Raw genomic sequence first — 26,000 nt, 5'->3', positions numbered from 1 at the left:
CGTCTCTAATCACATACCTTTTTTCTTCTATTGGAGATAAGATTTTCATTTCATCCTGCGCTAATGAGTAGTCCTCTTAAACGCTCGATTGGTGAGATTTTACTCATCGGGAAATAAAGCCCTACTAATTAAAATTTCACCTTATCTGACATTATCATATATAATGTACTTTCATATCGTCAATATTTTTTGACATACTTCTACAAATTTTCTGTAAAGTTATTGTAAACTTTTCATAAACATATAATATGCCCTTACATTGTTAATACTGCTGAATATGATACAATTACCAATTACAAGGAGGATGAATTTATGAAAAAAGTCATCTTAACAATTGTTTGTCTCCTCCTTCTAATCATTTCTTATTCTTATTTTGAAAAGAACGATGAGACAAAACAAAATGAACCCGAAGAAAAAACAGAAAAAACATCTACTCCAAGTTGGATTGATAAGCAAACAAACGATTCCTTTTATCATCTCGTACTAGGTGATTCGCTCGCCAAAGGATATGGATCGACACAAGGCGGATTTGCTGAATTAGCCTCTAAACAAATAGAAGCACAAATTCATAAACCAATTACTGTAGAAAACCTTGGAATAAACGGCCTTACAACAGATCGTCTCGCTAAAAAAGTTCAATCAGAAGATGTAAAGCAAAAAATTAGAGCAGCCAATATTATTACAATTAATATTGGGGGAAATAATTTGTTTCGCTTAAATCGTGATGTCGGTGTTATAGACGGTATTAAAATGTTAAATAAAGAAAAAGCTCATTTTGAAGCAGATGTAAAAAATATTGTAAAGACAGTCCGAGATCAAAATCCGCATGCTTTACTCATTCTTTCTGAACTCTATAACCCGTTACAACTCGATGACTCCATCGCAAGTTATGCAGATATGTTTTTAGACGGCTGGAATGAATCCGTTTATTCCATTGCAAAAGCAAATCAACCATCTATCGTTTTACCAATTCGCAAATTAATATCGAATGATAAGAAAGAATTACTCTTTGACCAAGTACACCCAAATGATAAAGGCTATTCGATTATTGCCGATTCCTTTACAAAAAAAGTGTTGGCCTACAAATATTAAAATCCGCATGAAACAATTCTATTTTTATAACATGTCTTTTTTGTTACAATGAGAGTGGAAGGGGGCCTTTATATGGAATCACGCGAGTGGGAACGTATTGTTGATCATCTTCTTTCGCTAGTGCCTCTTTTTTATCGCAAATTTATGCTTCCTGGAGAATTTTCTTCTCAAAGACATATGCCGCCATCACATACACAAGTATTACTGCTTCTGCATGAAAATGGCACATTAGCAGTTTCCGAAATCGGCAAGCGGCTAGCGATTTCACGGCCTAACATGACACCTCTATTAAACAAACTGATCCAAGAAGAACTAATAGAGCGTCATTATAGCGAAAAAGATCGACGGGTCATTTTAATTTCCCTGACAGCTGAAGGGAAATTGTTAGTAAATCAGTATCAACAATTCATTTTAGACAAATTAAAAGAAAATTTCCAAACGTTATCTGAGGAAGAACGTGAAAAACTCATTCACTCTCTTCAAACCATTCAAAATTTAATTTTGAAAACAAACGTATAAAGCTGCTTCAAATAGAAGCAGCTTTATGATTCGTAATAATTACCATAGTATACATTTGAATATGGCCATGTCGTTAAATACGGTTTATGTTCTTGCGTAGGCTGTTGTTGTGGTATTTGCTGAAATTGTTGCTGTTGATACACTCCAACTTGCTGCCTCATATCATTTACTGGATAATAATTTGTATATGGGTATACTTGAGGTACATAGTAATAATACATTCATTCTCTCCCCCTTTTTCTTAAACATATTCAAAGTAGGAAATGAATGTGCCATTCTTTATATTTGTACGAGTGGTTCTCTCACTTTTTTCTTTCTATTCTTCAAACGTAACTTACGGTTCTTTTCATACAAATAATGCACAACAAAATATGAAACTACACCAAACACAACCCCTAAAATCGTCATTCCAATTAATACATACACTTCACTCTGTAATAAGCTCTTTAATATCGTAAAAATGTGACTCGAAAACAAGTCCGATATCGTAAAGGGTTCATGATGTATTTTTTGTACATGAAATGGATAAATCATTTTTCCTAACGCATAAGCAAATGGAAATAAAAATACCGGTAAAAATGATATTTTCCCAATAATATTGCCAATCACCGCAGCAGGAAAAGATCCCTTTGCTAACCTGACGATTGGATAAAATATTAAATAGACGAGCGATGCTGTATATATAACCAACATCTCTAAACCAAAACCAATCGCAAAACCTAACGATACTTGCTTCGCTCCTTCTGGTGATCGAAGCAACTTATAATATTGAAACTTTAATATTCTCCACATCCGCTGAAAAAACGAATATGTTTTCTTAGTTGTTTTCAAATTCATCATCTCTTTAACTATATTTTTTTATCTAGTATGTCCTTACATGATATGAAAAACAAATTTAGTTTACTCTTTTTATTATAAATGATATAAAGATGGTTAACCAAATATACATACGACATTTCAATATAAAAAAGCACACCTCCAGTTATTTATATCTAACAACTGGGGTGTACATCCTTTAGGAAAGCTCTTCTACATTTTTAAATAAACTTACTAATAATGCTTTTTGCGCATGCAATCGATTACCAGCTTGCTCAAAAACGATAGACTGTGGTCCATCTATAATTTCTCCTGTTACTTCTTCTTCACGATGGGCAGGTAAACAGTGTAAGAAACGATATGTTTGTTTCGCATGCGTAACAAGTTCTTTATTGATTTGGTACGGTTGAAATAAAGTATATTTCTCTTCTTCTCCCTCTTGCCCCATGCTCATCCAAACGTCAGTATAAATGAAATCTGCTTCACTCACCGCTAATTCAGGATTATGCAAAATTTCAATTTCAGCTCCTGTTTCTTCAGCAATCGCTAACGCTTTTTTTACAATTTTCTCATTCGGTTCATATCCTACAGGCGTTGCAACAGTCATATGCATTCCGACTTTTGCACTCGCTAACAACAATGAATGACATACATTATTTCCATCACCTACGTAAGCCAATTTTATTCCTTTAAATGTATTTGTTTCTTCATATATTGTCATTAGGTCTGCCAATGCTTGACAAGGATGATGATCGTCAGTTAAACCGTTAATAACAGGAATGCTCGATTCTTTCGCAAGCTCTTCTACATCCGCGTGTGAGAATGTACGTATCATGATCCCGTCAATATAATGAGACAATACTTTTGCAGTATCTGAAACGGTTTCTCCTCTTCCCATTTGCATCTCTTTCCCATTTAAAAACATGCCATGTCCCCCGAGCTGTACCATTCCTGCTTCAAAAGATACGCGAGTACGAGTTGAATGTTTATCAAAGATAAGCCCTAATATTTTGCCCTGTAATAAAGGCTCCTGCTTATTCTTTTTTAAATATATAGCGAATTCAATTAATGAAATGATTTCTTCTTGCGTCAATTCTTCTAAAGTTAAAAGGTCTTTCGTATTTAATTTCGGTACTTGTACAGTTGACATGAAACTTCCCCCTTATATAATTGATACGTTTTTTGTACAAACTACTTTTTTTATCATATATACTGCCTGTTCTAATTCTTCATTCGTCACAATAAGTGGTGGTAATAGTCTTATAACATTAGGCCCTGCTTGTAATACGAGAAGTCCCTCTTTTTCTAGTTGTTCTATAAAACTTGCAACTTCATGCGTACATTTAATTCCAACCATAAGCCCCTTACCACGTATATTTTGAATACATTCGACATGTCGTAATTCCTCTTGCAACTTCTGTAATACGTATTCGCCCTTTTCCTTTACTTCTTTTAAAAACGATGGTTTCTTAGTTATTTGCAATACTTCTTTCGCTGCAGCCATTGCAATATAATTTCCACCAAACGTTGAACCGTGTGATCCTGCAGGAAACGATGTTCCAAGTTCTTTCCGGCCCATCATTGCTCCAACTGGAATGCCATTTCCAAGCGCTTTAGCGGTAGTAACGATATGAGGTGTTATTCCCATTTGTTCGTAAGCAAATAATGTCCCAGTTCTTCCAATTCCAGTTTGTACTTCATCTATAATAAATAAGGAACCGGACTTCTTACATAATATTTCAATCTCTTTCAAAAAGGCTAGATTAGCAGGGACTACTCCGCCCTCACCTTGAACAACTTCTACCATTACTGCCGCAACTTCTTCATTCATTACCTCTTCCAATACCTTAATATCGTTAAAAGGAATATGTAAAAAAGATGGAAGTAATGGACCAAATCCTTCTTTCACTTTATTTTGCCCCGTCGCACTCATCGTTCCAAATGTTCTACCGTGAAAAGACTGCTCACACGTTACGACGAGAGATTTTCCAGTATGCTTACGGGCTAACTTCAAAGCTGCTTCATTCGCCTCTGCCCCGCTATTACAGAAGAACACATAATCTAATGCTATGTTTTCTGTTAATAATGACGCGACTTCTTCTTGTAAGCTGTTTGTAAACAGGTTAGATATATGCCATATTTCATGCAGTTGCTCTTGTACAGCTTTCATAACAGTAGGGTGACAATGCCCTAAATTACATACGCCAATTCCCGATGTAAAATCTAAATATTGCTTACCGTTATGATCAATAACTTTCGTTCCCTTTCCCTTTACAAACTCAATCCTTCTTCTTCCATACGTTTGAAAAAGATGACTTGTCATACAATACTCACACCCCTCGTTACCGTCGTTCCGATACACTCACCTGTAACCTCGGTAAAATCCTTCGTCCCATTTACGATACTAACCTTTTGCACTCCCATTTTTAATGATGCTAGTGCTGCCTGTACTTTCGGAATCATCCCACCGGTAATAACTCCTTTTTCTATTAAATTCACAATTTCAAATTCATCCGTTTTCTTTAGTAACTTTCCTTCATGTAATACCCCATCTACATCTGTAATAAAAATGAGTTCTTTTGCAGATAATGCAGCCGCAATTCCAGCTGCGGCGGTATCCGCATTTATGTTATAAATCTCATTATCATTTATGCCGACCGGAGCAATAACAGGAATATAATTCATATTTATTAATCCTTTTAGTAAGGCCGTTTCGACATAACTTACTTCTCCCACATATCCTATCTCCTCACTGACAGGTTGAACTTGAAGTAACTTGCCATCACACCCTGAGCAACCTACCGCAAGTAAATTATGCTTTTGTAAATTCATTACGAGTTTTTTATTCGTACTTCCGCATAGCACCATTTGAACAATATCCATAACTTCTTTTGGTGTTACTCGTAATCCATCTTTTTTTTCTACGTTGATGTTACAATCTTTTAATTTGGCATCAATTTCTGGGCCACCACCATGAACAATCACTACTCTATACTTCTGTTGTAATTTCTTTATACAATCAAAAAACACATCATGTAATTGATCCAACATACTACCGCCGCATTTCACTACAATATAATCGCTCATCTTCCCTCTCCTTATGTACGATAACAAGCGTTTATTTTCACATATTCATAGCTTAAGTCACAGCCCCAAGCTGATCCGGTCTCTTCTCCTAAATGTAAATACACATCAATCATAATTTCATGTTCTTGTAACCTCATTTTCATTTCCTCTTCAGAAAACATTTGAGGTTCACTATTTTTCAGCACTGCAATAGATTGAAGAGTAATATCAATTGTATTTGGGTTAATCGCGACTTCACTTTGTCCAATGCTACTAATAATTCGCCCCCAGTTTGGATCTTCACCATGTATTGCTGTTTTCACAAGACTCGAACCGACTATTTGCTTTGCAATTTTCTTTGCCTCTTCATTCGTTCGAGCTCCTAACACATTTACTTCTATTAACTTCGTAGCGCCCTCACCATCTTGTGCGATTTTTTTCGCTAAATCTTCACATACCTTCTGTAAAGCAAATACGAAAGTTTCCCAATCTGCATGTTCCATATTGATTGGTTTCGTTTCTGATAATCCACTTGCCATAACGATGACCATATCATTCGTAGAAGTATCTCCATCTACCGTAATTTGATTGAATGTATGATTTGTGATTTGTGATAATGCTGTTTGTAATACGTCATGCTCTATATGAGCGTCTGTCGTAATAAAACTTAGCATCGTTGCCATATTTGGATGAATCATCCCTGAACCTTTCGCAACACCAGCAATCAGCACCTTCTTCCCATCAAACACCATTTCATAGCAAGTTTCTTTCGTTATAAGATCCGTCGTTAAGATCGCTTCAGAAAAAGAATGAGCTTCCCTTTCTTCCTTCGCCGGGATAAGAGTAGCAATCCCATTTTGGATTATATCCATCGGCAGTGGAACACCAATTACACCTGTTGAAGCTACTGCAACATAATTTTCTTTCAATCCAAAATGTTCTGCTCCTAATGCACGCATCTCGTAAGCATCTTGTAATCCTTTCATTCCTGTACAAGCATTTGCATTTCCACTATTAACGATAATAGCTTGTAATTTCCCCTCAGTCGCTATACTATCCTTCGTTACTTGCAAGGGTGCTGCTTGTATTTGATTTGTTGTATAAACAGCAGCACATGATGCTGGTGTTTCACAAACGATTGCCCCTAAATCCTTTTTCTCCTTTTTCAGACCAATTGCAGTGCCAATGGCCAAGAAACCTTTTGGAGTTACAATCGAACCATTTTCTAATTTTGTAATAGACGCTACTTTAATCATCATGTCCCCCTTATAAATAAAGCGGCATATGTTGTAAACCAGTTGTTTCTTCTAGTCCCGCTACTATATTTGCATTTTGAATTGCTTGCCCAGCCGCACCTTTCATCATATTGTCTATAACAGAAACGACGGTCACTCTTTCTGTTCTTTCATCGTAAGCTATCCCCATATCACAATAATTTGAGCCCCTCACTTCTTTCGGACTTGGAAACTCTCCTTGCGTACGAATTCGAATGAAAGGCGATTGTTCATACGTTTCTTCATATAATTTTTGAAGTTGTTCTATTTCCATTTCTCGTTTTACTTTCGCATAAAGTGTAACCATAATTCCCCGTGATATCGGTATTAAATGTGTACTAAACGTGATTGGCTTCGTCTCCCTATTCCACTCCGCAAGCATTTGCTCGATCTCAGGAACGTGTTGATGCTCATTTACTTTATAAATACGTAAGTTATCGTATAACTCAGGAAAGTGAGTCATCGTTGTTGGCGTTTTGCCTGCTCCAGATACTCCTGATTTCGCATCAATAATAATTGAATCTTCTTCAATTATGCCGCTACGAACTAACGGTAATATCGCTAATAATGTAGCTGTAGCAAAACAACCTGGGTTTGCAATTAAATTTGCCTTTTGAATTTCGGACCTTTTCCATTCACTTAACCCATACACAGCTTCCCTAAGGACTCCTTCTTTTGCAGCTGTCCTTTTATACCACTGTTCATATATGAAAGGATCTTTCATACGAAAGTCTCCAGATAGGTCAATTACTTTTAAACCTACTGCTAATAATTTTGGAGTTAGCTCTGCTGATACTCCTGCCGGGGTTGCCAAAAATACAATTTCTGCTTCTTTCACTATTTCCTCCGCATCAATTTCTTGTAACGTATGAACAAGAACATTTTGAAAATGCGGATATACATTTGTTATACACTCGCCAACTTGGGAAAAAGAATGAAGAGATGCTATCGAAAAATATGGATGTTGCTCTAATAACCGAATTAACTCAATACCTCCATACCCAGTTGCTCCAATAATCGCGACTTTCATATGCTCCTCCTCATATCGATTCTTTAAATTAAGTATGATTATAATATTGTATATTTATAGAGTCAATTAAATATTTATAAATTTCATAAACTTAAAAAACTTAATTTTACTAGAAAAACAATATACACAACAGAATTTTTATACACAAATATTGCATAGTAGTTTTTTCATTTCACTTCAAGTACAATAAAACAATACATACGTACATACAGGCGGGGAAAACATGAATGAAAAATTAATTGAGAAAATGATTATAAAAAGTTTTCAGCAATATCAATGTAATCCTATGTCAAATGAGGATCAGGAAATGCTTGTTAAACATATTCAAACGATCATTCATTCAAATACTAAAATTGATGTATACGAGGCGGTTGAGGATATCGTTTACGATTATGTAACTGGAAAATAAAAAAACAGGAGATTTCCATATGGAAATCTCCTATTTTTTACTTAATGATTTGCCTGCTACGCGCTCAAATAAACCTGGGAATAAAGCATAAAGTTTTGGACCAATGCCCATCCATTTCGGTAAGTTTATTTCACGCTTTTTCGTTTGCATCGATTTTACAATTTGCTCTGCTACATATGTTGGTTTTAACATGTATCGTCCCATATTTTTCACATATGTACCGGATTGATCAGCTATTTCAAAAAAGTTTGTATCTATCGGACCTGGATTAATCGCTGTTACGAAAATATTTGTACTAGATAACTCCATGCGTAAACTATTCGTAAATCCTAGTACTGCATGTTTCGTCGCTGCATACGCACTCGATTTCGGAGTTGCAATTTTCCCAGCAAGTGAAGCAACATTAATAATATGTCCTTCGTTTCTTTTCACCATATAAGGTAGTACCGCTTTCGTACAAGCTACTAATCCAAATACATTTACTTGGAACATATCTTTCACTTCATCCATTGATGCATCTTCAAATGTTTTAAAAATACCAAATCCCGCATTGTTTACTAATATATCAATACGTCCTACCTCTTGTAATACTTTTGAAAAAACAGATTGTACTTCCGTCTCTGCACTTACATCTAATACATAATAATAGCAAGGCGTATTATAAGTTTCTTTAATTTTGTCTACTAACGCTTTTAATTTCTCTTCTGTTCTAGCCATTAATACTGGAGTCGCCCCCTGCTCTGCAACTTGCATTGCAACTTGCTCTCCAATTCCACTAGAAGCACCTGTAATGACGATTACTTTATTTTGTAAACGTCCCGTCATTGCTGTCACCTACTTTGCATAATAAATCAATTGTTGCGAAGATTCATCAATCATCACTTGTTGATTATATGCTAAAAAGTCTAATTGTCCAACCGTTTCTGAAATAGTAAGTGGCAATTGTTCCTTATACAATACTGGAAATAGTTTTACACATACTTCAAATGCTGTCATTGGTTTTTCCTTTAATAACTCAAGCACTTTAAATGCACGTGTTTCTTGCTTTTGTAATCTCGTTTCAATAAGTTGTTTCACATTTAGAACATCTTCTCCATGTCCTGATAAAATGCGTGAAATATTCATTTCACTTAAACGCTTTAACGTTTGATTATATTGTAATAACGGGCGCGCCCTTTCTGTTTGTCCTTCATATGGTGGTTCTAATATTGGATTCGAAGAAATATGACTAATGAGAGCATCCCCTCCAATTAGTATTCCATCAGATTCTCTATATAATGAAATATGAGTGGAAGCATGACCTGGTGTTTCAATTACTGTAAAACCAGGCATTGAATCAATACGATCTCCCTCTCTCACAGTATGCGTTAGCGATCTATTACAAGAATATTTCAGTGTCCTTGTCGTCAATAAAGCCTCGTCTTTCAAAAATGCTGCTGGAACACCAAATTGTAAAGCCGTCTCTCTAAAAAACTCATGATATCGCTTTAAAAATTCTGGATTTTGCGTGATCCACGGCTCATTCCAAGGGTGTCCAATAATGTTCGTCTTCTCAGAAAATATATTTAAAAGCCCACAATGATCTGCATGATGATGCGTAATAACTACTGTTTTAATATCTTCTATCGTATATCCTAATGTACCTAACTGACTTTCTAACACATTTCTTGCCTCTTCTGTATTCGTCCCTGTATCAATTAATGTTAATGTCTCCCCCTCAACTAAAAACACATTCACAGTTTCAACTGCAAATGGCACAGGAATCTCCATTCGGTGAATCGCCGTCATGCTTAGCCCCCCCTGTCTCTTTCCGGTTCAAAAATGAATACTTCTTCAGTTTACAACTTCCTTATATATTTGTCATTATTTTCAGATAAAAAGAGGTGTTTCCTAGAAAAAAACGAATGTATGTACATTTATAAGAATTTCTAACCAAAATTAAAGGAGGAACATCATGTCTATTCAAAACATTTCCTTTCTCGGTGCGGGCTCTATTGCCGAAGCGATTATTGGTGGCTTGTTACATGCAAATGTTGTGAAAGGCGAACAAATTACTGTAAGTAATCGTTCTAATGAGACAAGGTTACAGGAGCTACATAACAAATACGGTGTCAAAGGTACACATAATAAAAAAGAACTACTTACTAATACAAATATTCTTTTTCTAGCAATGAAGCCAAAAGATGTTGCAGAAGCGCTTACCCCTTTTAAAGAAGACATACATAATAACCTGCTTATTATTTCGTTATTAGCAGGTGTTTCTACTCATTCAATTAGAAATCTACTTCAAAAAGACGTTCCGATTATTCGTGCCATGCCAAATACATCTGCAGCTATTTTAAAATCAGCTACTGCTATCTCACCTTCAAAACATGCAACAAAGGAACATATTCAAACTGCCATAGCTTTATTTGAAACGATCGGTCTCGTCTCTGTTGTAGAGGAAGAAGATATGCATGCTGTCACTGCATTATCCGGAAGCGGGCCTGCTTATATTTATTACGTAGTAGAAGCGATGGAAGAAGCTGCAAAAAAAATCGGTTTAAAAGAAGATGTTGCAAAGTCACTTATTCTCCAAACGATGATTGGTGCTGCTGAAATGCTAAAAGCAAGTGAAAAACACCCGTCTATTTTGCGAAAGGAAATTACCTCTCCTGGTGGAACGACCGAAGCGGGCATTGAAGTATTACAAGAACACCAATTTCAACAAGCGCTTATTTCTTGTATTACACAGGCAGCGCAACGATCACATAATCTTGGGAAAACGTTAGAACAATTAACAAAAGAAAAATAAAAAATGGAGCTCAATCTTACTTGAGCTCCATTTTTTATAAACATATATTTTTAGTTATTCGTCTTCCCAAAAATCTCTTCTTGCAGACGGCGTCCAGTCGGTGTTGCTGCAAGTCCACCTTCAGCTGTTTCACGAAGTGCTACTGGCATCGTTTGTCCGATTCTAAACATCGCCTCAATTACTTCATCACATGGAATAGTACTCGTTACACCAGCTAATGCTAAATCAGCTGAAATCATCGCATTTGCAGCTCCTGCTGCATTACGTTTTACGCAAGGTACTTCTACAAGTCCTGCAACAGGATCACATACTAAACCAAGCATGTTCTTTAATGAAATTGCCATCGCTGTAGCTGCTTGCTCTTGTGTTCCACCAGCCATTTCAACTGCAGCTGCAGCTGCCATTCCACTTGCTGAACCAACTTCAGCTTGGCATCCTCCCGCTGCACCAGAAATACAAGCGTTATTCGCAACAACCATACCGAAAGCTCCCGCTGTAAATAAGAATTCAATCATTTCTTCACGTGTAGGCTGCAATTTTTCTCTTAGTGCAAATAGTACACCTGGCACTGTTCCAGCAGACCCTGCTGTTGGTGTTGCACAAATAATTCCCATCGCTGCGTTTACTTCATTTGTTGCAACAGCTTTACTCACTGCGTCCAAAACCGTATCTCCAGATAAGCCTTTTCCACTCTTCATATACGCCTGAACTTTTACAGCATCTCCACCAGTTAAACCAGTTGGTGATTTCACTCCGCGAATACCACGTTCTACCGCTTGCTCCATCACGACTAAGTTCTTTTCCATACCAGCAATTACTTCTTCACGTGAAATACTTCTTGTTTCCATTTCACATTGAATCATAATTTCTGCGATTTTTACATTTTGTTCTTTAGCTTGCGCCACTAGTTCCGCTGCGTTCCGAAACATGGTGTGTCCCCCCTGCAATTATTCCATAATAGTTACTTGACAAATATTTTGTTGCGCTTTTATTTCTTCAATCACTTCATCTGCTAATATTTCATCTGTTTCGATGACCATAAGCGCTCTTCTTCCTTTTTCTTTACGAGAAACACTCATTGTACTAATGTTAATCTCATGTTTCGCAAGGATTGAAGCTACTGCTGCAATAGCACCGAAGCGATCGTTATTTACAATAAGTAGTGCTGGACTCGTGCCTGATAATTGAAGATCGAATCCGTTTAATTCTACAACTTCAATTTTACCGCCACCAATTGAGCAAGCAACAACTTCAATTTCTTCTTCACCTTTATACAAACGAATTCTCGCTGTATTTGGGTGAGGTGCATTGGCATCCTCTTCAATGAATTCCACTTCAATTTCGCGCTCTTTTGCTATCTCTAGCGCCTCTGGAATACGTAAGTCATCTGTTTCAAACCCTAATATCCCACCTATTAGCGCTACATCTGTACCATGCCCACGATACGTCTTTGCAAATGATCCATATAATGAAATGCTTACTCTTTCTGGTTCATGACGAAACAGCTGGCGAGCAACTTGCCCCATTCTTGCTGCGCCTGCTGTATGTGAACTTGATGGACCAATCATAACTGGACCGATAATATCAAATACTGAGCGATACTTCATCATAACTCCCCCTAAACCTCTATGAAAAAATTTTTTACTATTCTATTAAGCTACCAAATCGGTTGCTTTTCCAGTTGTACTACGAATTTGTTCCGCTATACGAATTGGATCGTTTTTGAATAACAATGAAACAATCTATCCTGAAATAATACTAGTTGTCATAATAAATAAGAAACTTAGCATTACCTTCATTTAAAAATAATATAAGCTAATCCACAATAAAGTCTGGTAGCAATCCAAAGTTTAACACAGAACCACTTACAAGGATAGCATAAACAAGTGAAACTATAATCAGTGGGAGTTTTGTCCATTCCCAATAATTATTAGCCCACAACAATCGTGCTTTTACGAGCAGTTATCTCTCGCCTAAATTCCTCGCATTCGCGAATTTTGAGGTAGAGTCTTACTGCCCATTAAAGTGGGATAAATTATAATCTGCCCTCATTATAACTTGTTTTTAATAAAACGCTTACTTTTAATGAATTTTAAAAGTTCTGAATAAAATTCCGTTTTTGCTATTTGTATCATTCGTATGTCGTCTGACTTGTATAACAGTTTTTCTAAATAATCGATACTATGTATTTTTATCCTATATCTTCACATCATTAAAACTTTCTGTTTCATCTAATATAAGCATAAAATGATAACAGTTTTATTTTATTTTTTTCGAAAAAAATGGCAACCTCTCGTCGCCATTTTTTCATATCATTATTATCTTTCTACTGGAAATGATTTTAAATCCGTTGCTATTTCTGTATTAGAAAATAGCTCTCTTGCCTCTTTCAATAATTCCTTATACGTATCCCCTTGATAACGAGAACTAATATGAGTCAATATTAATCGTTTTGCATTTGCCTGAAGTGCAATACTCGCAGCTTGCTTAGATGTGGAATGAAAATAATCATACGCTTGTTGTTCATCTTCTGCCGCAAAAGTTGCTTCATGAACTAGTACGTCAGCGTCTTGTGCCAGCTCTCTACTCGCTTCACAAAATCTTGTATCACCTAAAATGGTAATAATTCTTCCTTTTTGAGGTGGGCCGATAAAATCTTGTCCGTTTAGTATCGTACCATTTTCCAATTCAACCACTTCTCCATCTTTTAAACGCTTAAAGAGTGGACCTGGTTTCACACCCATCTCCAGCAATTTATCGACTAAAAGGGCGCCTTGTATATCTTTCTCTATAATACGATACCCAAAACATTCAATACCGTGTGACAATCTTTTCGTTTCCACATGAAATTCATTATCTTCAAACACAGTACCTTCTTCTGTTATCTCAACAATTTCAAGTGGGTATTTTACATGTGTCGTACTTACTGATAATGCTACTTCAATAAATTGTTTAATTCCTTTTGGTCCATACACTGTTAAAGGTGTAGTCCCTCCTTGAAACGAACGGCTTCCTAATAAGCCAGGCAATCCAAAAATATGATCACCATGTAAATGCGTAATAAATATTTTTTCAATGCGGCGTGGACGTACTGATGTATGTAATATTTGATGTTGCGTCGCCTCGCCACAATCAAATAACCAAGTTTGTCCTCGTTCTTCTAACAATTGCAAAGCAATTGCTGAAACGTTCCTTCCTTTCGAAGGAACACCTGCACCAGTTCCTAAAAATACAAATTCCACTTTCTTTCCTCCAGCTCTTTATATAATCTACCTTTCATCTTACGGAATGTTATTTCAAATGGCAAATCGAATTTACACAACCAATCATCTAGACAACTATATATCACGAACATTATACTCAAAAAACTTGGATATCGTTCGTGTTTTATGTTAAAATGATTATACTACATTTTAAGGGAGCGTTTTATTATGAAAGAAGCATTTCGTTTACAAACTGATTTTTCATCTTCATTTGATCGCTGGGTAAGTTCTTTCGTGTCTGATCACCCAGCACAATTAGAATGGACGACTTTGAAAGAGTTAATCCATGAATATACAACAACACATACAAATGATTCGTTACCAACATATATTTCTTCAGCTCTAACATATTATGCACAACGCGTTTCAACTGCAAACAGTTCAGAGATTGTTATTTTTGAAAATGCTACAATCTCATAATCTATAACAAAAAGCACTGTGATCAGTGCTTTTTATTTATGTTCATTACAATATTTATTTTCCAACCTTATTTCAAAAAAACTCCGCTTATTTCCTACTATATAGCCATCATAAACCTATTTGATTTTTCAAAAAAATATATTGACACTATAAATTTACAGTGCTAACATTCAAATTGTAATTGAATATGGTCTCTGTTAGGTGAGGCTCCTGTATAGAGAAACGCTGCTGCCCAAAAATGTCGAGAGACGCCAATGGGTCAACAAGAAAGGTCGGAATGAAGGCCTTTTTTAACGTAGCTGGTTTCAGTACCTATGCTATACAGTGCTAAAACTCAACGAGGGAGAGGTGCATGTATTTTGTCATACACAAAAACTGTTTTGATTTATGCTTACTATCAGTCTTTGTTGTGGACTCTTTTAACTGCGAATTCAGACCTTTACTCGTTTTGAGTAAAGGTCTTTTTACGTCTATATGCACCTTACTATGAAACAAACATAGCATATTCAGAAACTACTAAATTGTACGGAGGTGAGGAACAGTTGGCAATTGATGATTCGGCCCAGATACCCATATGTTTTACGTTAATATTTCATCATGTAGGTAGGAAAGAAACTGTTCCTCCTAATTTTAAATAGTCGAGTAACAGCTTGTTTCCTCCTTCATGAAAAAGGAGGAACTACCGATGTTAAATTTACAAAGACAAGAAACGAAACATTCATACGATCAAGATTGTATGAAAACAAATAACAAATTATTAGTGGAAGTCGCAACGCAGGATGCAAACAAAGCGTTACGACTTTTAGAAACAACAAAAAATGGACTCTCTAATGAAGAAGCGTCTCGTAGACTTTCTTTATATGGCCTTAATGAAATAGCTCATAATAAAACATCACCGTGGTACATTCAATTTCTACTGGCATTTAAAAATCCATTTATTTTTGTTTTATTAGCTCTCGGCGCACTTTCTTTTTTCACAGATGACATACAAGGAACTATTGTCGTCTCTGTAATGGTAATGCTAAGTGCAACGATTCGCTTTTTACAAGAATTTCGTTCTCAAAAAGCTGCGGATCAGTTAAAGGCTATGGTTCGAACAACGGCGAGTGTCTTTAGAATAGATGGATTTGTACACGAAACAAAAAATGTAAAAATTTTGAAACAAACTGATACAACGGAAATTCCAATTGAGGAACTTGTACCTGGCGATATTATTTCACTTTCAGCCGGAGACATTGTTCCAGCTGATGTGCGTATTTTATCGGCTAAAGATTTATTTGTGAACCAATCTTCTTTAACAGGAGAAGCACTTCCTGTAGAAAAATACGAAAACTGCTACCATACAGAAAATAAACATCTATTACCGAAAAGCACGAAAAAAAATTACAATCCACTCGATATGGAAAATCTTTGCTTCATGGGGACAAATATTGTAAGTGGTAGCGCAAGAGCGGTTGTCATCTCCACAAGTACTGATACGTATTTTGGCTCTTTAGCAAATAAAGTAATCGGTAAGCGCGTAGAAACAAGCTTTGATAAAGGTGTAAACAAAGTAAGCTGGCTCTTAATTACATTCATGCTTATTATGGCACCTATCGTTCTTCTCATTAACGGATTCACAAAAGGGGATTGGCAAGAAGCTTTCTTCTTTGCTATTGCAATCGCAGTTGGTCTAACACCTGAAATGTTACCAATGATTGTGACTGCTAATTTAGCTAAAGGTGCCGTTAACATGTCTAAACAGAAAGTAATTGTAAAACAACTGAATTCTATTCAAAACTTAGGTGCTATGAACATTCTTTGTACCGATAAAACAGGAACTTTAACAGAAGATAAAGTTGTACTTGTTCGGCACTTAGATCCTAATGGTAATACATGTAATCGTGTATTACACTTTGCCTATTTAAATAGCTTCTATCAAACAGGATTGAAAAATTTAATAGATAAAGCCGTTATAAAACATACAGAAGAAAAGCAAAAATTTGATCCATCTGTTTTTCAAAAACTAGATGAAATTCCATTTGACTTTGCTCGTCGGCGTATGTCCGTCATTGTAAAAGACAATTCAGGTGAACATACAATGGTCTGTAAAGGGGCTGTAGAAGAAATTTTATCTATTTGCAACTACACTGAAATAGATGGCAAAATTGCTTCTCTTACCGATGACATGCGCTTACATGTAAAACAACTAAGTGAGACTTTGAATAGTGAAGGTATGCGCGTTATTGCTGTAGCTTATAAAAAAAATAGACCAACAAATAATAAAGAGTACGCCGTACAAGATGAAAATGATATGATTCTCGCTGGATATATTGGCTTTTTAGATCCACCGAAACCATCTGCCGCTACTGCCATTCAAGCATTACAAAAACATGGTGTACAAGTAAAAATTTTAACTGGTGATAACGAAATCGTGACAAAAAAGGTATGTAAAGAAGTTGGATTAAATATTGGCGAGCCTATCCTTGGTTACGAAATCGATGCTTTACCTGATAAAGCATTAGCAAAGCTAGCCGAAGAAACAACTGTTTTTGCTAAACTAAATCCAATGCAAAAATCTCGCATTATACGAGTATTACAAGGAAACGGACACACTGTAGGTTATATGGGAGATGGCATTAACGACGCCGTAGCGTTACGGGAAGCTGACGTTGGCATATCTGTTGATACTGCAACTGATATTGCAAAAGAGTCTTCCGATATTATTCTACTTGAAAAAAGTTTAATGATATTAGAAGCAGGTATTTTAGAAGGGCGCACTACATTCGGTAATATTTTGAAATACATTAAAATGACAGCGAGCTCTAACTTCGGAAATGTATTTAGTGTGTTAGTAGCAAGTGCCTTCATTCCTTTCTTGCCGATGCTTGCCATTCACCTTTTAATTCAAAACTTACTTTATGATATTTCACAACTGTCTATCCCATGGGACAAAATGGATAAAGAGTTTTTAGAAAAACCAAGAAAATGGGATACTGCAAATTTACGGAACTTCATTATTTGCATCGGTCCCATTAGTTCCATATTTGATATCATCACCTATGTGGTCATGTGGAACGTCTTCGATGCAAATACAGCTAGCGAACAATCATTATTCCAATCTGGTTGGTTTGTCGTTGGATTGCTAACACAAACTTTAATTGTTCACATGATAAGAACACAGAAGATTCCATTTATTCAAAGTACTGCATCAGTACCGGTTCTTTTATTAACCGCTTGTATTATGGTAATTGGAATTTATATTCCATTCTCGCCACTTGGAGCAGCCGTTGGATTACAAGCATTACCACTTAGCTATTTCCCTTGGTTAGTAGGAATACTATTAGGCTATGCTTTCTTAACACAGTTCCTAAAAAAAATTTATATTAAAAAGTTTCATAGCTGGTTATAAAAATGAGAATGAGCGGGTGCTTCCCGCTCATTCTCAAAAATATAACTTGGACTTATATGTATGGAGGTGACCATGATGGTATGGTATGACATTGTACTAAGATTATTTATTGCAATTATTGTAGGTGCTTGCATCGGAATGGAACGACAATGGAGACATAGGATGGCTGGGCTACGGACAAATGCTCTCGTATCACTTGGTGCCTGTATATTTGTTTTATTATCCGTCATGATTGATCACGATGCTAGCCCTTCACGTATTGCCGCTCAAGTCGTCAGTGGGATTGGTTTTTTAGGAGGCGGCGTTATTATCCGTGATGGTTTTAGTATTAGGGGGCTTAATACTGCGGCTACCCTATGGTGCGCAGCTGCTGTTGGTACTCTTACAGGCGCTGGTTTCCTCATTGCAGCTATATTAGGTGCATCTGGCGTTTTACTAGCAAACATACTACTTCGTCCAATCGCTCTCTTTATGAATCAGAAATCAAAAGAAGAATCACCTGAACAAACGAACTACTTACTTTCTCTTACTTGTTCAGAAGAACATGAAGCCCATATTCGTTTTTTACTTATGCATATGGTAAGTTCTGAAGGCATTGGTTTAAAAGAATTGTATAGTGAGGACGTAAACTCTAATCAAAAAGTGTGTATACAAGCGACATTACACTGCAACACAAATACAGCAGTCTTAATTGAAAAAATAGTGAGCAGAATGCTATTAGAATCTGGCGTTACTGCAGCTGGTTGGAAAACTTCATTAGATTTAGAAGCAAGTTGAACATGAAAGGTGTCATGATATTTACAGCTTCATGACACCTTCTACATAAACTTATTTTCTAATTTTTGCTGAAAAGACTTTTCTTGCTTACGTAATAATTGACTACCTCGTTGTAAAAGCGGCATTCCATACTTATCATTAATTTGATCAATGACAGCAAGTAGCGGCTCTTCTTTCGCATCTTCTTCAAATGAAAACAAATCTAATTGCTTCACCGATTCAGTCTTCCACTCTATTTCAGTAGCTGTAACACCTAATAAACGAACGGAATCGCCGTCCCAATGTTGCTTCCATAAACGAGAGGCCGCTTGAAAAATATCTCGTTCTTCCCAAATGGCATTTTTCAATTGCTTACTCCTCGTTACTGTCCGCCTATCATGATATTTAATCATAATCTGAATATTATAGCTGACAAGCGTTCGCTTTTGTAATCTTTTACTCACTGATTTTGATAGCCTTTCTAACATATCAAGTAATTCTTTTTCTTCATCCATATCCTTTGAAAAAGTCATCGAATTACCAACGCTTTTATGTTGTCCCATTTGACTCGGATCAACTTCTCTATCATCCACACCTTTTGCCCGCCTTTGTAAATCAACACCATGCTTTCCAATTTTAGCGCGAATGATATGTTCATTTCCTTTTGCTAACTGTTCAATTGTTTGTATATGAATATCTTTTAATTTCTCAGCTGTTTTTTCTCCAATTCCATGCATCGCTCCAACCGGAAGCGGCCAAATCATTTCTGGAATATCTCGTTTTCGGAGCACGGTAATACCGAGAGGCTTTTTCATATCAGAAGCTGTTTTTGCTAGGAAAAGGTTTGGAGCAATTCCGATGCTACACGGCAACTGTAACTCTGCTAATAACGCTTGCTGAATCATCTTTGCTATTTCAAGAGGCGAACCGAGTGCGTAACAATCTGTAATATCTAAATATCCCTCATCTATTGATACTGGTTGTATTTTTTCCGTAAAACGGGAAAGGATTTGAAACATTTGAAATGAAGCTTCACGATATAATGTAAAATTAGGGCGCCTTACAACTAATTGTGGACATAACCTTTTTGCTTCCCAAAGTGGCATCGTTGTACGTATTCCATATTCTCTCGCCTCATAACTACATGTGATGATAATTCCTTTTCTTTCTTTTTCATTTCCAGCAACCGCTAACGGCTTCCCCTGTAATGATGGGTCATGAGCAATTTCAACAGATGCGAAAAAACAATTCATATCTACATGTAAAATAACACGACCTTTTTTGGGATACATTTCTCGCATAGTACTCACTCCCTCCAAAGAACATTTGTTCCTTCATTATACCAAATTCATGTACAATATAATAATTACTTATTCTTTTTATCCTTATTTTTGCTATACTTAATATATATGGATATTTTTGTAAAAGGAGTGATCTATTATGAAATTAAACAGTAACCTCAATTATACATTTCTCGTTATTATATTAATCATCTTAATTAATTATTTATTACTCCCTATTTTTGATATTAACGTAGCAGGGATTCTTCCAAGTCTACTAGGTATTATAACAAAGGACATACTGCCATGGATTTTCTTGTATTGGCTTATCCGCCTTGTAAAAGCAATCGAATCAAAATAAAAAGCGTGTAAATCAGTTGTGATTTACACGCTTTTTCTATTATATTACTTCGCTACTTCTTCAATAATTGCAACAACTAATTCTGCTGTTTTCGCTAATTCTTCAACAGGAATCTTTTCATTTGTTGTATGAATTTCTTCATAACCAACTGCTAAGTTAACTGTTGGAATACCGTGTCCTGCAATTACGTTTGCATCACTTCCGCCACCACTTTGGTGAAGAGAAGGTGTACGACCAATTGTTTCAGCTGCACGTTTTGCAACTTCTACAACGTGATCGCCATCAGCAAATTTAAATCCTGGATACATAACGTTTACTTCAACGTCTGCATGACCGCCCATTTCTTTTGCAGTTGTTTCAAATGCTTCTTTCATTTTCGCAACTTGCGCTTCCATTTTTTCATTGATTAAAGAACGCGCTTCTGCAAAGATTTGTACGTGATCGCAAACGATATTCGTTTGTGTACCACCTTCAAAACGTCCAATATTTGCAGTTGTTTCAGAATCAATACGGCCAAGTGGCATTTTCGCAATTGCTTTCGCTGCGATAGTAATTGCAGATACACCTTTTTCTGGTGCTACACCAGCATGAGCTGTTTTCCCGCGAATAATCGCATTCACTTTCGCTTGTGTTGGAGCTGCAACAACGATTTCACCAACTTTTCCATCGCTATCTAATGCGTAACCGTATTTCGCAGTAATGCGCTCACGATCTAATGCTTTTGCACCAACAAGACCAGATTCTTCTCCAACTGTAATAATAAATTCAATTGTACCATGAGGGATATTTTTCTCTTTTAAAACACGGATTGCTTCGAACATGGATGCTAATCCTGCTTTATCATCTGCACCTAAAATCGTAGTACCATCTGATACGATATATCCATCTTTAATAGAAGGCTTAATTCCATTACCAGGAACTACTGTATCCATATGAGAAGTAAAGTAAATTGTATCAACACCATCTTTTGTTGCTGGTAATGTACAAATTAAGTTACCTGCACCATGCCCAGTAACAGCCATTGTGTCATCTTCAAATACTTCTACACCTAAATCTGTAAATTTCTTTGTTAATACTTTGCAAATTTCTGCTTCAAATTTCGTTTCAGAATCTACTTGTACTAACTCCATAAATTCATTTACTAAACGTTCTTGATTAATCATAAGACTGCGCCTCCTGCACTACCATTATGTATGTAACACTATTAATTATAACAGAATTTCGCAAAAGTTTCGAAATACAAGACAAAAAACAGACGGTTTATATGTCTAGATAACCATCTGCTTTCTATTACTCATTTAACAATACCCAGCGCATATGATCTTCCCACACTCCATTAACCATTAACATCTTCCTAGACACGCCCTCATACTGAAAACCTATCTTCGTCACTACTTGTATAGATGCTAAATTTCGTGGCATAATCGGTGCTTCTATACGATGTAATTGAAATTCCTCAAAAGCAACTTGAATCGCTTTTCTAAGCGCTTCTGTCGTATAACCTTTGTTTAACTCTTCCTTATCTAATTTATAACTGAGTACACAAGATTGGTAAATTCCACGAACAATTAAATTAAATGAAATACATCCAATTATTTTCGTATCATCCCCCTTTTTAAAAATCCATAATCTAATGATTTTACCTTCTGCGAACTCTTTTCTATCCTTTTGTAACTTTTTCTTTTGATAATCTAACGTAAAAAAATCCTCTGGTCTATACTCTTCCCAGGCTTTTAAAAATTCACGATTTCTGTCGTAATATTGAAGAACTTTTTCAGCATACGACTCATCAATTTCCCTTAAATGTAAACGATTTGTTTCATATATTTTCATCATCGTATCTCCATTCTTCAGCTTGCATAACAAAAAACTTATACCCTATCATTCTTATATATTCTCTACGTACATACAAATTTCCTGTTATAGTTTACACGCACTTCTCGAATTTTGTCATTTCTCTCCCCCTTGTCCACAATATCATTTCTCGTTACAATGATATTGTACTGATTTGCAAGGAGGTTTAACGATGCATAAAAAAGCTCAAAAAGTTATGATTTATGTAATGCTAATTTCTATGCTTGTAACAACATTACTTGCTGGCGCAAGTATGTTTTGGTAAAAAGGACGATCTGTTCGTCCTTTTTTTACTTTTTACACATAATAAAATAAACCATCTCGAAATCGAGATGGTTTATTTTATGTAAAGCACAATCGCTACAATACCAAAGGAAAATGACATTACAAGTGCTAGCACAAAACTTGTATATTGTTTCTGCTGAAATGCCCCAATAACAAAAGTAAGATTAAGTAATGCCATACATACAATCGCTACAAGATAAGAACATATATTAAAAGTTGCCAATATGAATGTAATAATAAATAGAAATCCCATAAAAAACTGCATATACGAAAGTTTTGGATTCAAGTACATACGAGCAACTCCTTTATCTAATTTAATCTTTCTATACTCTCATTAACGCATGGTTATGTACACATGTCAAGACAACTTATTACAATAGAAAAAACCAACTTTTTCGTTGGCTTTTTCATATGCAATGGCTCCTTTTTCTTTTGCCAATTGCTGAAATGACTTTTTCGATTTTACAATCCACACTTTCGTTCCAATTGGAATACGATCAAATAAATACTCCACATCATTTTTCTTCATTCTTATACACCCTTGTGAAATATACTTTCCAATTGAACTCGGTTGGTTTGTTCCATGTATTCCATATTTACTCCCATCAGTTCCTCGTGCATTAAATCCCATCCACCTAGATCCAAGTGGATTTTTCGGTGATCCCCCTGGAATATCTTTTGCAATATAATACGGATCCTTTGCTTTCATTACAATATCAAAAGTTCCCTCTGGGGTTAATTCATTTGTTTTTCCTGTCGCGACTGGAAAAACCTTTTGAATCTTCCCATCGTCAATATAAGCTAGTTTATTCGTCGCTTTATTTACAATAATAAAAGGATCACCGGCACGTGGATTATCACCAAGGGGCCAAATAGGCGATAAAGAAAGACATAATAGGAAAGAGAGAAGATACGGCATAAATAATTCCTACCTTCTATATAAGTTCTTTTATATTATCCTTTCCCTTAAAACGACTTTTAATGAGTAAATATTGTTCCATTTCGTATACAAGTTGAACAAGTTTCGCACGTATCTCAAATTCTTCACGTGTAGCCGGCAATGGCATCGCTCTAAATAATTCTCTCATTTCTTGAAGCTGTCTTAAAGAAATAACCCCGGTACTCTGAGGGCTAATAGCATTACTAATGTTTTCAACCACATCCGCAATCATGTCAGCTTGTTCATATGTCCACGATAAAGAAGCTGCTAACGGAATCATTCGCTCTAAAATTTCGAATTGTTGCATGCGCATATTAAAATAACGATAGTAATAGTCATCTTCTCGCATAAATGCATTCTCAAGTTTCTTAAACGATAAATCTCTAGCTTCATTTAGCATCTGTTCAGTCTCAATAAGTTCTGCCCCGCTCCAACTACTTTCTCGATTTCGTAAATACACAACCATTTCAAACAAAATCGTTTTAAAATTACTTTCTATTTTACCTTGATACTCTTTTAGCTTATTTTCACTACTTGGCATATACATATTCACTAAGAGAGCCACGCTAATCCCTATCGTTAATATCGCAATTTCATTTCCAACAATAAGCCATGTAATTTGTTTCAATGAATATAGATGCATCACAATAACTGAACTCGTGACAATACCTTCTTGAATTTTAAGCATAACCGCAGTCGGAATAAATGTAAGTAATAATACGCTAATTGCTAGTGGTGTATATCCAATTGTTTCAAAAATACAAAATGCGAACACCATTGATAATACACAAGCTAAAAAACGATGTAACGATACTTGAAGTGATTTACGTTTCGTATTTTGTACACATAATATAACTAAAATACCCGCTGAACTATAAAATTCTAATCCTAATAACTGAGCAATAAAAACGGCTGCGCCTGTCCCTATTGCTGTTTTCACTGTACGGTATCCAATTTTGAACATAGCATTGCTCCTATATGTATAAACGTATTTACAGTTAGTATAAAAAAAGGATGACACAATGTCATCCTTTTCTACTTATTATTCACGTATCCTTTACATATTACAATATTTTTTGTAAAAATTGTTGCGCACGCTCACTTTTCGGTGCTGCAAAAAATTCTGCTGGCGCACTATCTTCTACAAGTTTTCCACCATCTAAAAAGAGAACACGATCTGCTACTTCTTTTGCAAATCCCATTTCATGTGTAACAATTGCCATTGTCATTCCTGTGGTAACTAATGATTTCATAACTTCTAGCACTTCTTTTACCATCTCTGGATCTAGTGCTGATGTCGGTTCATCAAATAACATTACTTCTGGTTCCATTGCTAACGCTCTTGCAATTGCTACACGTTGCTTTTGTCCGCCAGAAAGACGATTCGGATACGTATCTTTTTTATCTAATAAACCAACCTTTTCTAAAAGTTTCTCGGCTTTCTTGTCAGCTTCTTGTTTCGTTACTCCTTTTACATTGATAGGAGCATACGTAATATTTTCTAATACAGTCATATGAGGAAATAGGTGGAAATGCTGAAATACCATTCCGACATTTTCACGGACGTGCATAATATTCGTTTTCGGATTCGTTACTTCTTCCGTTCCAATCCAAATGTGACCATTTGTCGGTGCTTCTAACACATTCATACAACGTAAAAATGTTGATTTCCCTGATCCAGACGGTCCAATAATTGCTACTACTTCCCCTTTTTCAATCGTTGTTGTAATTCCTTTTAATACCTCGTTTTTTCCAAATGATTTATGAAGGTTTTCAATTTTAATCACTTTTCTTCATTCTCCCTTCAATTGCCTTCCCGACTAATGTAAGAATAATGACTAGCATATAATAAATGAGTCCAACAAAAAGTAATGGTTCAAGATATTTAAATGTCTCCCCGCCTACGATGTAAGCACGGCGCATTAAATCCGTCGCTCCTATTACTGTTACTACAGCCGATTCTTTCGTAAGTGTCGCAAACTCGTTCACAAGCGCTGGTAATATATTTTTTAATGCTTGAGGGAAAATGATATTTCGCATCATTTTCCCGTAAGGAATCCCTAAAGCCATCGCTGCTTCTGTTTGTCCTTTATCAACCGCTTGAATGCCGGCGCGAATTACCTCTGACATATATGCACCTGAATTTAAGCTAAATGCTAATACAGCTGCTAAGAATGCCGGTATTTCATAACCAATTATTTGCGGGACACCGAAATAAATAATCATTAATTGCAATACAAGTGGTGTACCACGGAAAATTGATGTATAAAAATCTGCCACTATATTTAATGCTCGTATTCTAGCAATTTTGCAAAGCGCTAATAACGTTCCTAAAATAAACCCAACTAACGCTGATACTGCTACAATTTTTAAAGTAACTTCTAGGCCTTTTAGTATATATGGTATCGAAGGCGTAATCGCCGAAAAATCTAAGTTCATTCTTTTCATTC

The 26,000-nt window shown here is 35.9% G+C and carries 29 protein-coding genes, 1 pseudogene and 1 riboswitch; of the genes and pseudogenes, 9 read left to right on the top strand and 21 right to left on the bottom strand.

Annotated elements, in window-relative coordinates:
• The first annotated feature begins 312 nt into the window (after positions 1-312).
• Both ACTFRS_RS14855 and ACTFRS_RS14850 read left to right on the top strand, forming a co-directional pair.
• Positions 313-1,092, top strand: coding sequence for a GDSL-type esterase/lipase family protein (locus ACTFRS_RS14855; protein ID WP_139866762.1), 780 nt, complete (start codon positions 313-315; stop codon positions 1,090-1,092).
• A 72-nt stretch (positions 1,093-1,164) separates the two neighbouring features.
• Positions 1,165-1,611 (top strand): MarR family winged helix-turn-helix transcriptional regulator, encoded by a 447-nt coding sequence (locus ACTFRS_RS14850; RefSeq protein ID WP_000445819.1) that lies wholly within the window; start codon positions 1,165-1,167, stop codon positions 1,609-1,611.
• A 23-nt stretch (positions 1,612-1,634) separates the two neighbouring features.
• Here the strand turns inward: ACTFRS_RS14850 and ACTFRS_RS14845 are convergent, their stop codons facing one another.
• The 7 genes from ACTFRS_RS14845 to argC all read right to left on the bottom strand — a co-directional run bounded on the left by ACTFRS_RS14845 (position 1,635) and on the right by argC (position 7,797).
• Positions 1,635-1,832 carry a hypothetical protein gene (locus ACTFRS_RS14845; RefSeq protein WP_100634243.1) on the bottom strand — a complete coding sequence of 66 codons (198 nt, stop codon included), beginning with the start codon at positions 1,830-1,832 and terminating at the stop codon, positions 1,635-1,637.
• Positions 1,833-1,890: 58 nt separating this feature from the next.
• Positions 1,891-2,451, bottom strand: a complete 561-nt coding sequence (locus tag ACTFRS_RS14840; RefSeq protein WP_439195111.1) for a DUF2062 domain-containing protein — start codon at positions 2,449-2,451, stop codon at positions 1,891-1,893.
• A gap of 175 nt (positions 2,452-2,626) precedes the next feature.
• A complete protein-coding gene (gene argF / locus ACTFRS_RS14835; protein ID WP_439195110.1) occupies positions 2,627-3,577 on the bottom strand; it encodes an ornithine carbamoyltransferase in 951 nt (316 codons plus the stop codon).
• A gap of 12 nt (positions 3,578-3,589) precedes the next feature.
• Complete coding sequence (locus ACTFRS_RS14830) at positions 3,590-4,750, bottom strand: acetylornithine transaminase (RefSeq protein ID WP_440024762.1); 1,161 nt, start codon at positions 4,748-4,750, stop codon at positions 3,590-3,592.
• Positions 4,747-5,514, bottom strand: a complete 768-nt coding sequence (gene argB, locus ACTFRS_RS14825) for an acetylglutamate kinase (protein WP_139866754.1) — start codon at positions 5,512-5,514, stop codon at positions 4,747-4,749. The genes ACTFRS_RS14830 and argB overlap by 4 nt, the downstream gene beginning before the upstream one ends.
• 11 nt (positions 5,515-5,525) lie before the next feature.
• Complete coding sequence (argJ, locus tag ACTFRS_RS14820) at positions 5,526-6,749, bottom strand: bifunctional glutamate N-acetyltransferase/amino-acid acetyltransferase ArgJ (RefSeq protein ID WP_440024765.1); 1,224 nt, start codon at positions 6,747-6,749, stop codon at positions 5,526-5,528.
• A gap of 10 nt (positions 6,750-6,759) precedes the next feature.
• Complete coding sequence (gene argC, locus ACTFRS_RS14815; RefSeq protein ID WP_439195106.1) at positions 6,760-7,797, bottom strand: N-acetyl-gamma-glutamyl-phosphate reductase; 1,038 nt, start codon at positions 7,795-7,797, stop codon at positions 6,760-6,762.
• A 223-nt stretch (positions 7,798-8,020) separates the two neighbouring features.
• Between argC and ACTFRS_RS14810 the strand changes: the two genes are divergently transcribed.
• Entirely contained in the window at positions 8,021-8,206 is a 186-nt protein-coding gene (locus tag ACTFRS_RS14810; RefSeq protein WP_046197857.1) for a YqzH family protein, read from the top strand.
• Between the two features lie 30 nt (positions 8,207-8,236).
• Here ACTFRS_RS14810 and ACTFRS_RS14805 read toward each other — a convergent pair whose 3' ends face one another.
• Both ACTFRS_RS14805 and ACTFRS_RS14800 read right to left on the bottom strand, forming a co-directional pair.
• Entirely contained in the window at positions 8,237-9,031 is a 795-nt protein-coding gene (locus ACTFRS_RS14805) for an SDR family NAD(P)-dependent oxidoreductase (RefSeq protein WP_242294239.1), read from the bottom strand.
• 9 nt (positions 9,032-9,040) lie between these two features.
• The gene (locus ACTFRS_RS14800) at positions 9,041-9,994 is read right to left on the bottom strand and encodes an MBL fold metallo-hydrolase (RefSeq protein ID WP_242294240.1); all 954 of its coding nucleotides are present in this window, start codon (positions 9,992-9,994) and stop codon (positions 9,041-9,043) included.
• Between the two features lie 166 nt (positions 9,995-10,160).
• Between ACTFRS_RS14800 and proI the strand changes: the two genes are divergently transcribed.
• A complete protein-coding gene (gene proI / locus ACTFRS_RS14795) occupies positions 10,161-11,000 on the top strand; it encodes a pyrroline-5-carboxylate reductase ProI (protein WP_044793839.1) in 840 nt (279 codons plus the stop codon).
• Between the two features lie 50 nt (positions 11,001-11,050).
• On the opposite strand, the gene sdaAA is transcribed toward proI, so the two are convergent.
• The 4 genes and pseudogenes from sdaAA to rnz form a co-directional block, all read right to left on the bottom strand.
• Positions 11,051-11,929 carry an L-serine ammonia-lyase, iron-sulfur-dependent, subunit alpha gene (gene sdaAA / locus ACTFRS_RS14790; protein ID WP_440024768.1) on the bottom strand — a complete coding sequence of 293 codons (879 nt, stop codon included), beginning with the start codon at positions 11,927-11,929 and terminating at the stop codon, positions 11,051-11,053.
• Between the two features lie 18 nt (positions 11,930-11,947).
• Positions 11,948-12,607, bottom strand: a complete 660-nt coding sequence (gene sdaAB / locus ACTFRS_RS14785; RefSeq protein WP_000877446.1) for an L-serine ammonia-lyase, iron-sulfur-dependent subunit beta — start codon at positions 12,605-12,607, stop codon at positions 11,948-11,950.
• Positions 12,608-12,686: 79 nt separating this feature from the next.
• Positions 12,687-12,944 (bottom strand): annotated as a pseudogene (locus ACTFRS_RS14780) (hypothetical protein).
• Positions 12,945-13,318: 374 nt separating this feature from the next.
• Complete coding sequence (gene rnz, locus ACTFRS_RS14775) at positions 13,319-14,242, bottom strand: ribonuclease Z (RefSeq protein ID WP_000397447.1); 924 nt, start codon at positions 14,240-14,242, stop codon at positions 13,319-13,321.
• Between the two features lie 189 nt (positions 14,243-14,431).
• Here rnz and ACTFRS_RS14770 point away from each other — a divergent pair, with 189 nt between their 5' ends.
• From ACTFRS_RS14770 to ACTFRS_RS14760, 3 genes are all read left to right on the top strand, one after another.
• Positions 14,432-14,683 carry a DUF3932 family protein gene (locus tag ACTFRS_RS14770; RefSeq protein WP_000656492.1) on the top strand — a complete coding sequence of 84 codons (252 nt, stop codon included), beginning with the start codon at positions 14,432-14,434 and terminating at the stop codon, positions 14,681-14,683.
• A gap of 186 nt (positions 14,684-14,869) precedes the next feature.
• Positions 14,870-15,037, top strand: a riboswitch (M-box (ykoK) riboswitch).
• Between the two features lie 331 nt (positions 15,038-15,368).
• Positions 15,369-18,074: a magnesium-translocating P-type ATPase gene (gene mgtA / locus ACTFRS_RS14765; protein WP_440024771.1), complete on the top strand. Its 2,706-nt coding sequence runs from the start codon at positions 15,369-15,371 to the stop codon at positions 18,072-18,074.
• Positions 18,075-18,149: 75 nt separating this feature from the next.
• The gene (locus tag ACTFRS_RS14760) at positions 18,150-18,851 is read left to right on the top strand and encodes an MgtC/SapB family protein (RefSeq protein WP_139866742.1); all 702 of its coding nucleotides are present in this window, start codon (positions 18,150-18,152) and stop codon (positions 18,849-18,851) included.
• A gap of 41 nt (positions 18,852-18,892) precedes the next feature.
• Here the strand turns inward: ACTFRS_RS14760 and ACTFRS_RS14755 are convergent, their stop codons facing one another.
• A complete protein-coding gene (locus ACTFRS_RS14755; RefSeq protein WP_139866740.1) occupies positions 18,893-20,131 on the bottom strand; it encodes a DNA polymerase IV in 1,239 nt (412 codons plus the stop codon).
• A gap of 139 nt (positions 20,132-20,270) precedes the next feature.
• Here ACTFRS_RS14755 and ACTFRS_RS14750 point away from each other — a divergent pair, with 139 nt between their 5' ends.
• Positions 20,271-20,471, top strand: a complete 201-nt coding sequence (locus ACTFRS_RS14750) for a hypothetical protein (RefSeq protein WP_139866738.1) — start codon at positions 20,271-20,273, stop codon at positions 20,469-20,471.
• Between the two features lie 44 nt (positions 20,472-20,515).
• On the opposite strand, the gene ACTFRS_RS14745 is transcribed toward ACTFRS_RS14750, so the two are convergent.
• Positions 20,516-21,634: a tripeptidase T gene (locus tag ACTFRS_RS14745; RefSeq protein WP_139866736.1), complete on the bottom strand. Its 1,119-nt coding sequence runs from the start codon at positions 21,632-21,634 to the stop codon at positions 20,516-20,518.
• Between the two features lie 127 nt (positions 21,635-21,761).
• Positions 21,762-22,307 (bottom strand): GNAT family N-acetyltransferase, encoded by a 546-nt coding sequence (locus ACTFRS_RS14740; protein ID WP_139866734.1) that lies wholly within the window; start codon positions 22,305-22,307, stop codon positions 21,762-21,764.
• A gap of 190 nt (positions 22,308-22,497) precedes the next feature.
• Here ACTFRS_RS14740 and prli42 point away from each other — a divergent pair, with 190 nt between their 5' ends.
• Positions 22,498-22,590: a stressosome-associated protein Prli42 gene (prli42, locus tag ACTFRS_RS14735; protein ID WP_000549038.1), complete on the top strand. Its 93-nt coding sequence runs from the start codon at positions 22,498-22,500 to the stop codon at positions 22,588-22,590.
• Between the two features lie 72 nt (positions 22,591-22,662).
• On the opposite strand, the gene ACTFRS_RS14730 is transcribed toward prli42, so the two are convergent.
• From ACTFRS_RS14730 to ACTFRS_RS14710, 5 genes are all read right to left on the bottom strand, one after another.
• A complete protein-coding gene (locus tag ACTFRS_RS14730; RefSeq protein ID WP_139866732.1) occupies positions 22,663-22,902 on the bottom strand; it encodes a DUF3894 domain-containing protein in 240 nt (79 codons plus the stop codon).
• A gap of 66 nt (positions 22,903-22,968) precedes the next feature.
• Positions 22,969-23,529, bottom strand: a complete 561-nt coding sequence (locus tag ACTFRS_RS14725) for a L,D-transpeptidase (protein ID WP_001146556.1) — start codon at positions 23,527-23,529, stop codon at positions 22,969-22,971.
• A gap of 16 nt (positions 23,530-23,545) precedes the next feature.
• Positions 23,546-24,514, bottom strand: coding sequence for an aromatic acid exporter family protein (locus tag ACTFRS_RS14720; protein WP_113759097.1), 969 nt, complete (start codon positions 24,512-24,514; stop codon positions 23,546-23,548).
• Positions 24,515-24,614: 100 nt separating this feature from the next.
• The gene (locus tag ACTFRS_RS14715) at positions 24,615-25,337 is read right to left on the bottom strand and encodes an amino acid ABC transporter ATP-binding protein (protein WP_061678085.1); all 723 of its coding nucleotides are present in this window, start codon (positions 25,335-25,337) and stop codon (positions 24,615-24,617) included.
• Positions 25,330-25,989, bottom strand: a complete 660-nt coding sequence (locus tag ACTFRS_RS14710; RefSeq protein ID WP_139866730.1) for an amino acid ABC transporter permease — start codon at positions 25,987-25,989, stop codon at positions 25,330-25,332. The genes ACTFRS_RS14715 and ACTFRS_RS14710 overlap by 8 nt, the downstream gene beginning before the upstream one ends.
• Positions 25,990-26,000 lie beyond the last annotated feature (11 nt).

It is taken from the genome of Bacillus cereus group sp. MYBK139-1, assembly GCF_051916915.1.
Classification (GTDB): domain Bacteria; phylum Bacillota; class Bacilli; order Bacillales; family Bacillaceae_G; genus Bacillus_A; species Bacillus_A pacificus.
Note: the sequence above shows the minus strand (reverse complement) of the source record. Positions and strands in the feature narration are given on the sequence as shown.

What these genes read in the sequence shown, in the direction of transcription:
- ACTFRS_RS14855 (WP_139866762.1), top strand. Translation starts at nt 313, where the DNA reads ATGAAAAAAGTCATCTTAACAATTGTTTGTCTCCTCCTTCTAATCATT.
- ACTFRS_RS14850 (WP_000445819.1), top strand. Translation starts at nt 1,165, where the DNA reads ATGGAATCACGCGAGTGGGAACGTATTGTTGATCATCTTCTTTCGCTA.
- ACTFRS_RS14845 (WP_100634243.1), bottom strand. Translation starts at nt 1,832, where the DNA reads ATGTATTATTACTATGTACCTCAAGTATACCCATATACAAATTATTAT.
- ACTFRS_RS14840 (WP_439195111.1), bottom strand. Translation starts at nt 2,451, where the DNA reads ATGATGAATTTGAAAACAACTAAGAAAACATATTCGTTTTTTCAGCGG.
- argF (WP_439195110.1), bottom strand. Translation starts at nt 3,577, where the DNA reads ATGTCAACTGTACAAGTACCGAAATTAAATACGAAAGACCTTTTAACT.
- ACTFRS_RS14830 (WP_440024762.1), bottom strand. Translation starts at nt 4,750, where the DNA reads ATGACAAGTCATCTTTTTCAAACGTATGGAAGAAGAAGGATTGAGTTT.
- argB (WP_139866754.1), bottom strand. Translation starts at nt 5,514, where the DNA reads ATGAGCGATTATATTGTAGTGAAATGCGGCGGTAGTATGTTGGATCAA.
- argJ (WP_440024765.1), bottom strand. Translation starts at nt 6,749, where the DNA reads ATGATTAAAGTAGCGTCTATTACAAAATTAGAAAATGGTTCGATTGTA.
- argC (WP_439195106.1), bottom strand. Translation starts at nt 7,797, where the DNA reads ATGAAAGTCGCGATTATTGGAGCAACTGGGTATGGAGGTATTGAGTTA.
- ACTFRS_RS14810 (WP_046197857.1), top strand. Translation starts at nt 8,021, where the DNA reads ATGAATGAAAAATTAATTGAGAAAATGATTATAAAAAGTTTTCAGCAA.
- ACTFRS_RS14805 (WP_242294239.1), bottom strand. Translation starts at nt 9,031, where the DNA reads ATGACGGGACGTTTACAAAATAAAGTAATCGTCATTACAGGTGCTTCT.
- ACTFRS_RS14800 (WP_242294240.1), bottom strand. Translation starts at nt 9,994, where the DNA reads ATGACGGCGATTCACCGAATGGAGATTCCTGTGCCATTTGCAGTTGAA.
- proI (WP_044793839.1), top strand. Translation starts at nt 10,161, where the DNA reads ATGTCTATTCAAAACATTTCCTTTCTCGGTGCGGGCTCTATTGCCGAA.
- sdaAA (WP_440024768.1), bottom strand. Translation starts at nt 11,929, where the DNA reads ATGTTTCGGAACGCAGCGGAACTAGTGGCGCAAGCTAAAGAACAAAAT.
- sdaAB (WP_000877446.1), bottom strand. Translation starts at nt 12,607, where the DNA reads ATGAAGTATCGCTCAGTATTTGATATTATCGGTCCAGTTATGATTGGT.
- ACTFRS_RS14770 (WP_000656492.1), top strand. Translation starts at nt 14,432, where the DNA reads ATGAAAGAAGCATTTCGTTTACAAACTGATTTTTCATCTTCATTTGAT.
- mgtA (WP_440024771.1), top strand. Translation starts at nt 15,369, where the DNA reads ATGTTAAATTTACAAAGACAAGAAACGAAACATTCATACGATCAAGAT.
- ACTFRS_RS14760 (WP_139866742.1), top strand. Translation starts at nt 18,150, where the DNA reads ATGGTATGGTATGACATTGTACTAAGATTATTTATTGCAATTATTGTA.
- ACTFRS_RS14755 (WP_139866740.1), bottom strand. Translation starts at nt 20,131, where the DNA reads ATGCGAGAAATGTATCCCAAAAAAGGTCGTGTTATTTTACATGTAGAT.
- ACTFRS_RS14750 (WP_139866738.1), top strand. Translation starts at nt 20,271, where the DNA reads ATGAAATTAAACAGTAACCTCAATTATACATTTCTCGTTATTATATTA.
- ACTFRS_RS14745 (WP_139866736.1), bottom strand. Translation starts at nt 21,634, where the DNA reads ATGATTAATCAAGAACGTTTAGTAAATGAATTTATGGAGTTAGTACAA.
- ACTFRS_RS14740 (WP_139866734.1), bottom strand. Translation starts at nt 22,307, where the DNA reads ATGATGAAAATATATGAAACAAATCGTTTACATTTAAGGGAAATTGAT.
- prli42 (WP_000549038.1), top strand. Translation starts at nt 22,498, where the DNA reads ATGCATAAAAAAGCTCAAAAAGTTATGATTTATGTAATGCTAATTTCT.
- ACTFRS_RS14730 (WP_139866732.1), bottom strand. Translation starts at nt 22,902, where the DNA reads ATGTACTTGAATCCAAAACTTTCGTATATGCAGTTTTTTATGGGATTT.
- ACTFRS_RS14725 (WP_001146556.1), bottom strand. Translation starts at nt 23,529, where the DNA reads ATGCCGTATCTTCTCTCTTTCCTATTATGTCTTTCTTTATCGCCTATT.
- ACTFRS_RS14720 (WP_113759097.1), bottom strand. Translation starts at nt 24,514, where the DNA reads ATGTTCAAAATTGGATACCGTACAGTGAAAACAGCAATAGGGACAGGC.
- ACTFRS_RS14710 (WP_139866730.1), bottom strand. Translation starts at nt 25,989, where the DNA reads ATGAACTTAGATTTTTCGGCGATTACGCCTTCGATACCATATATACTA.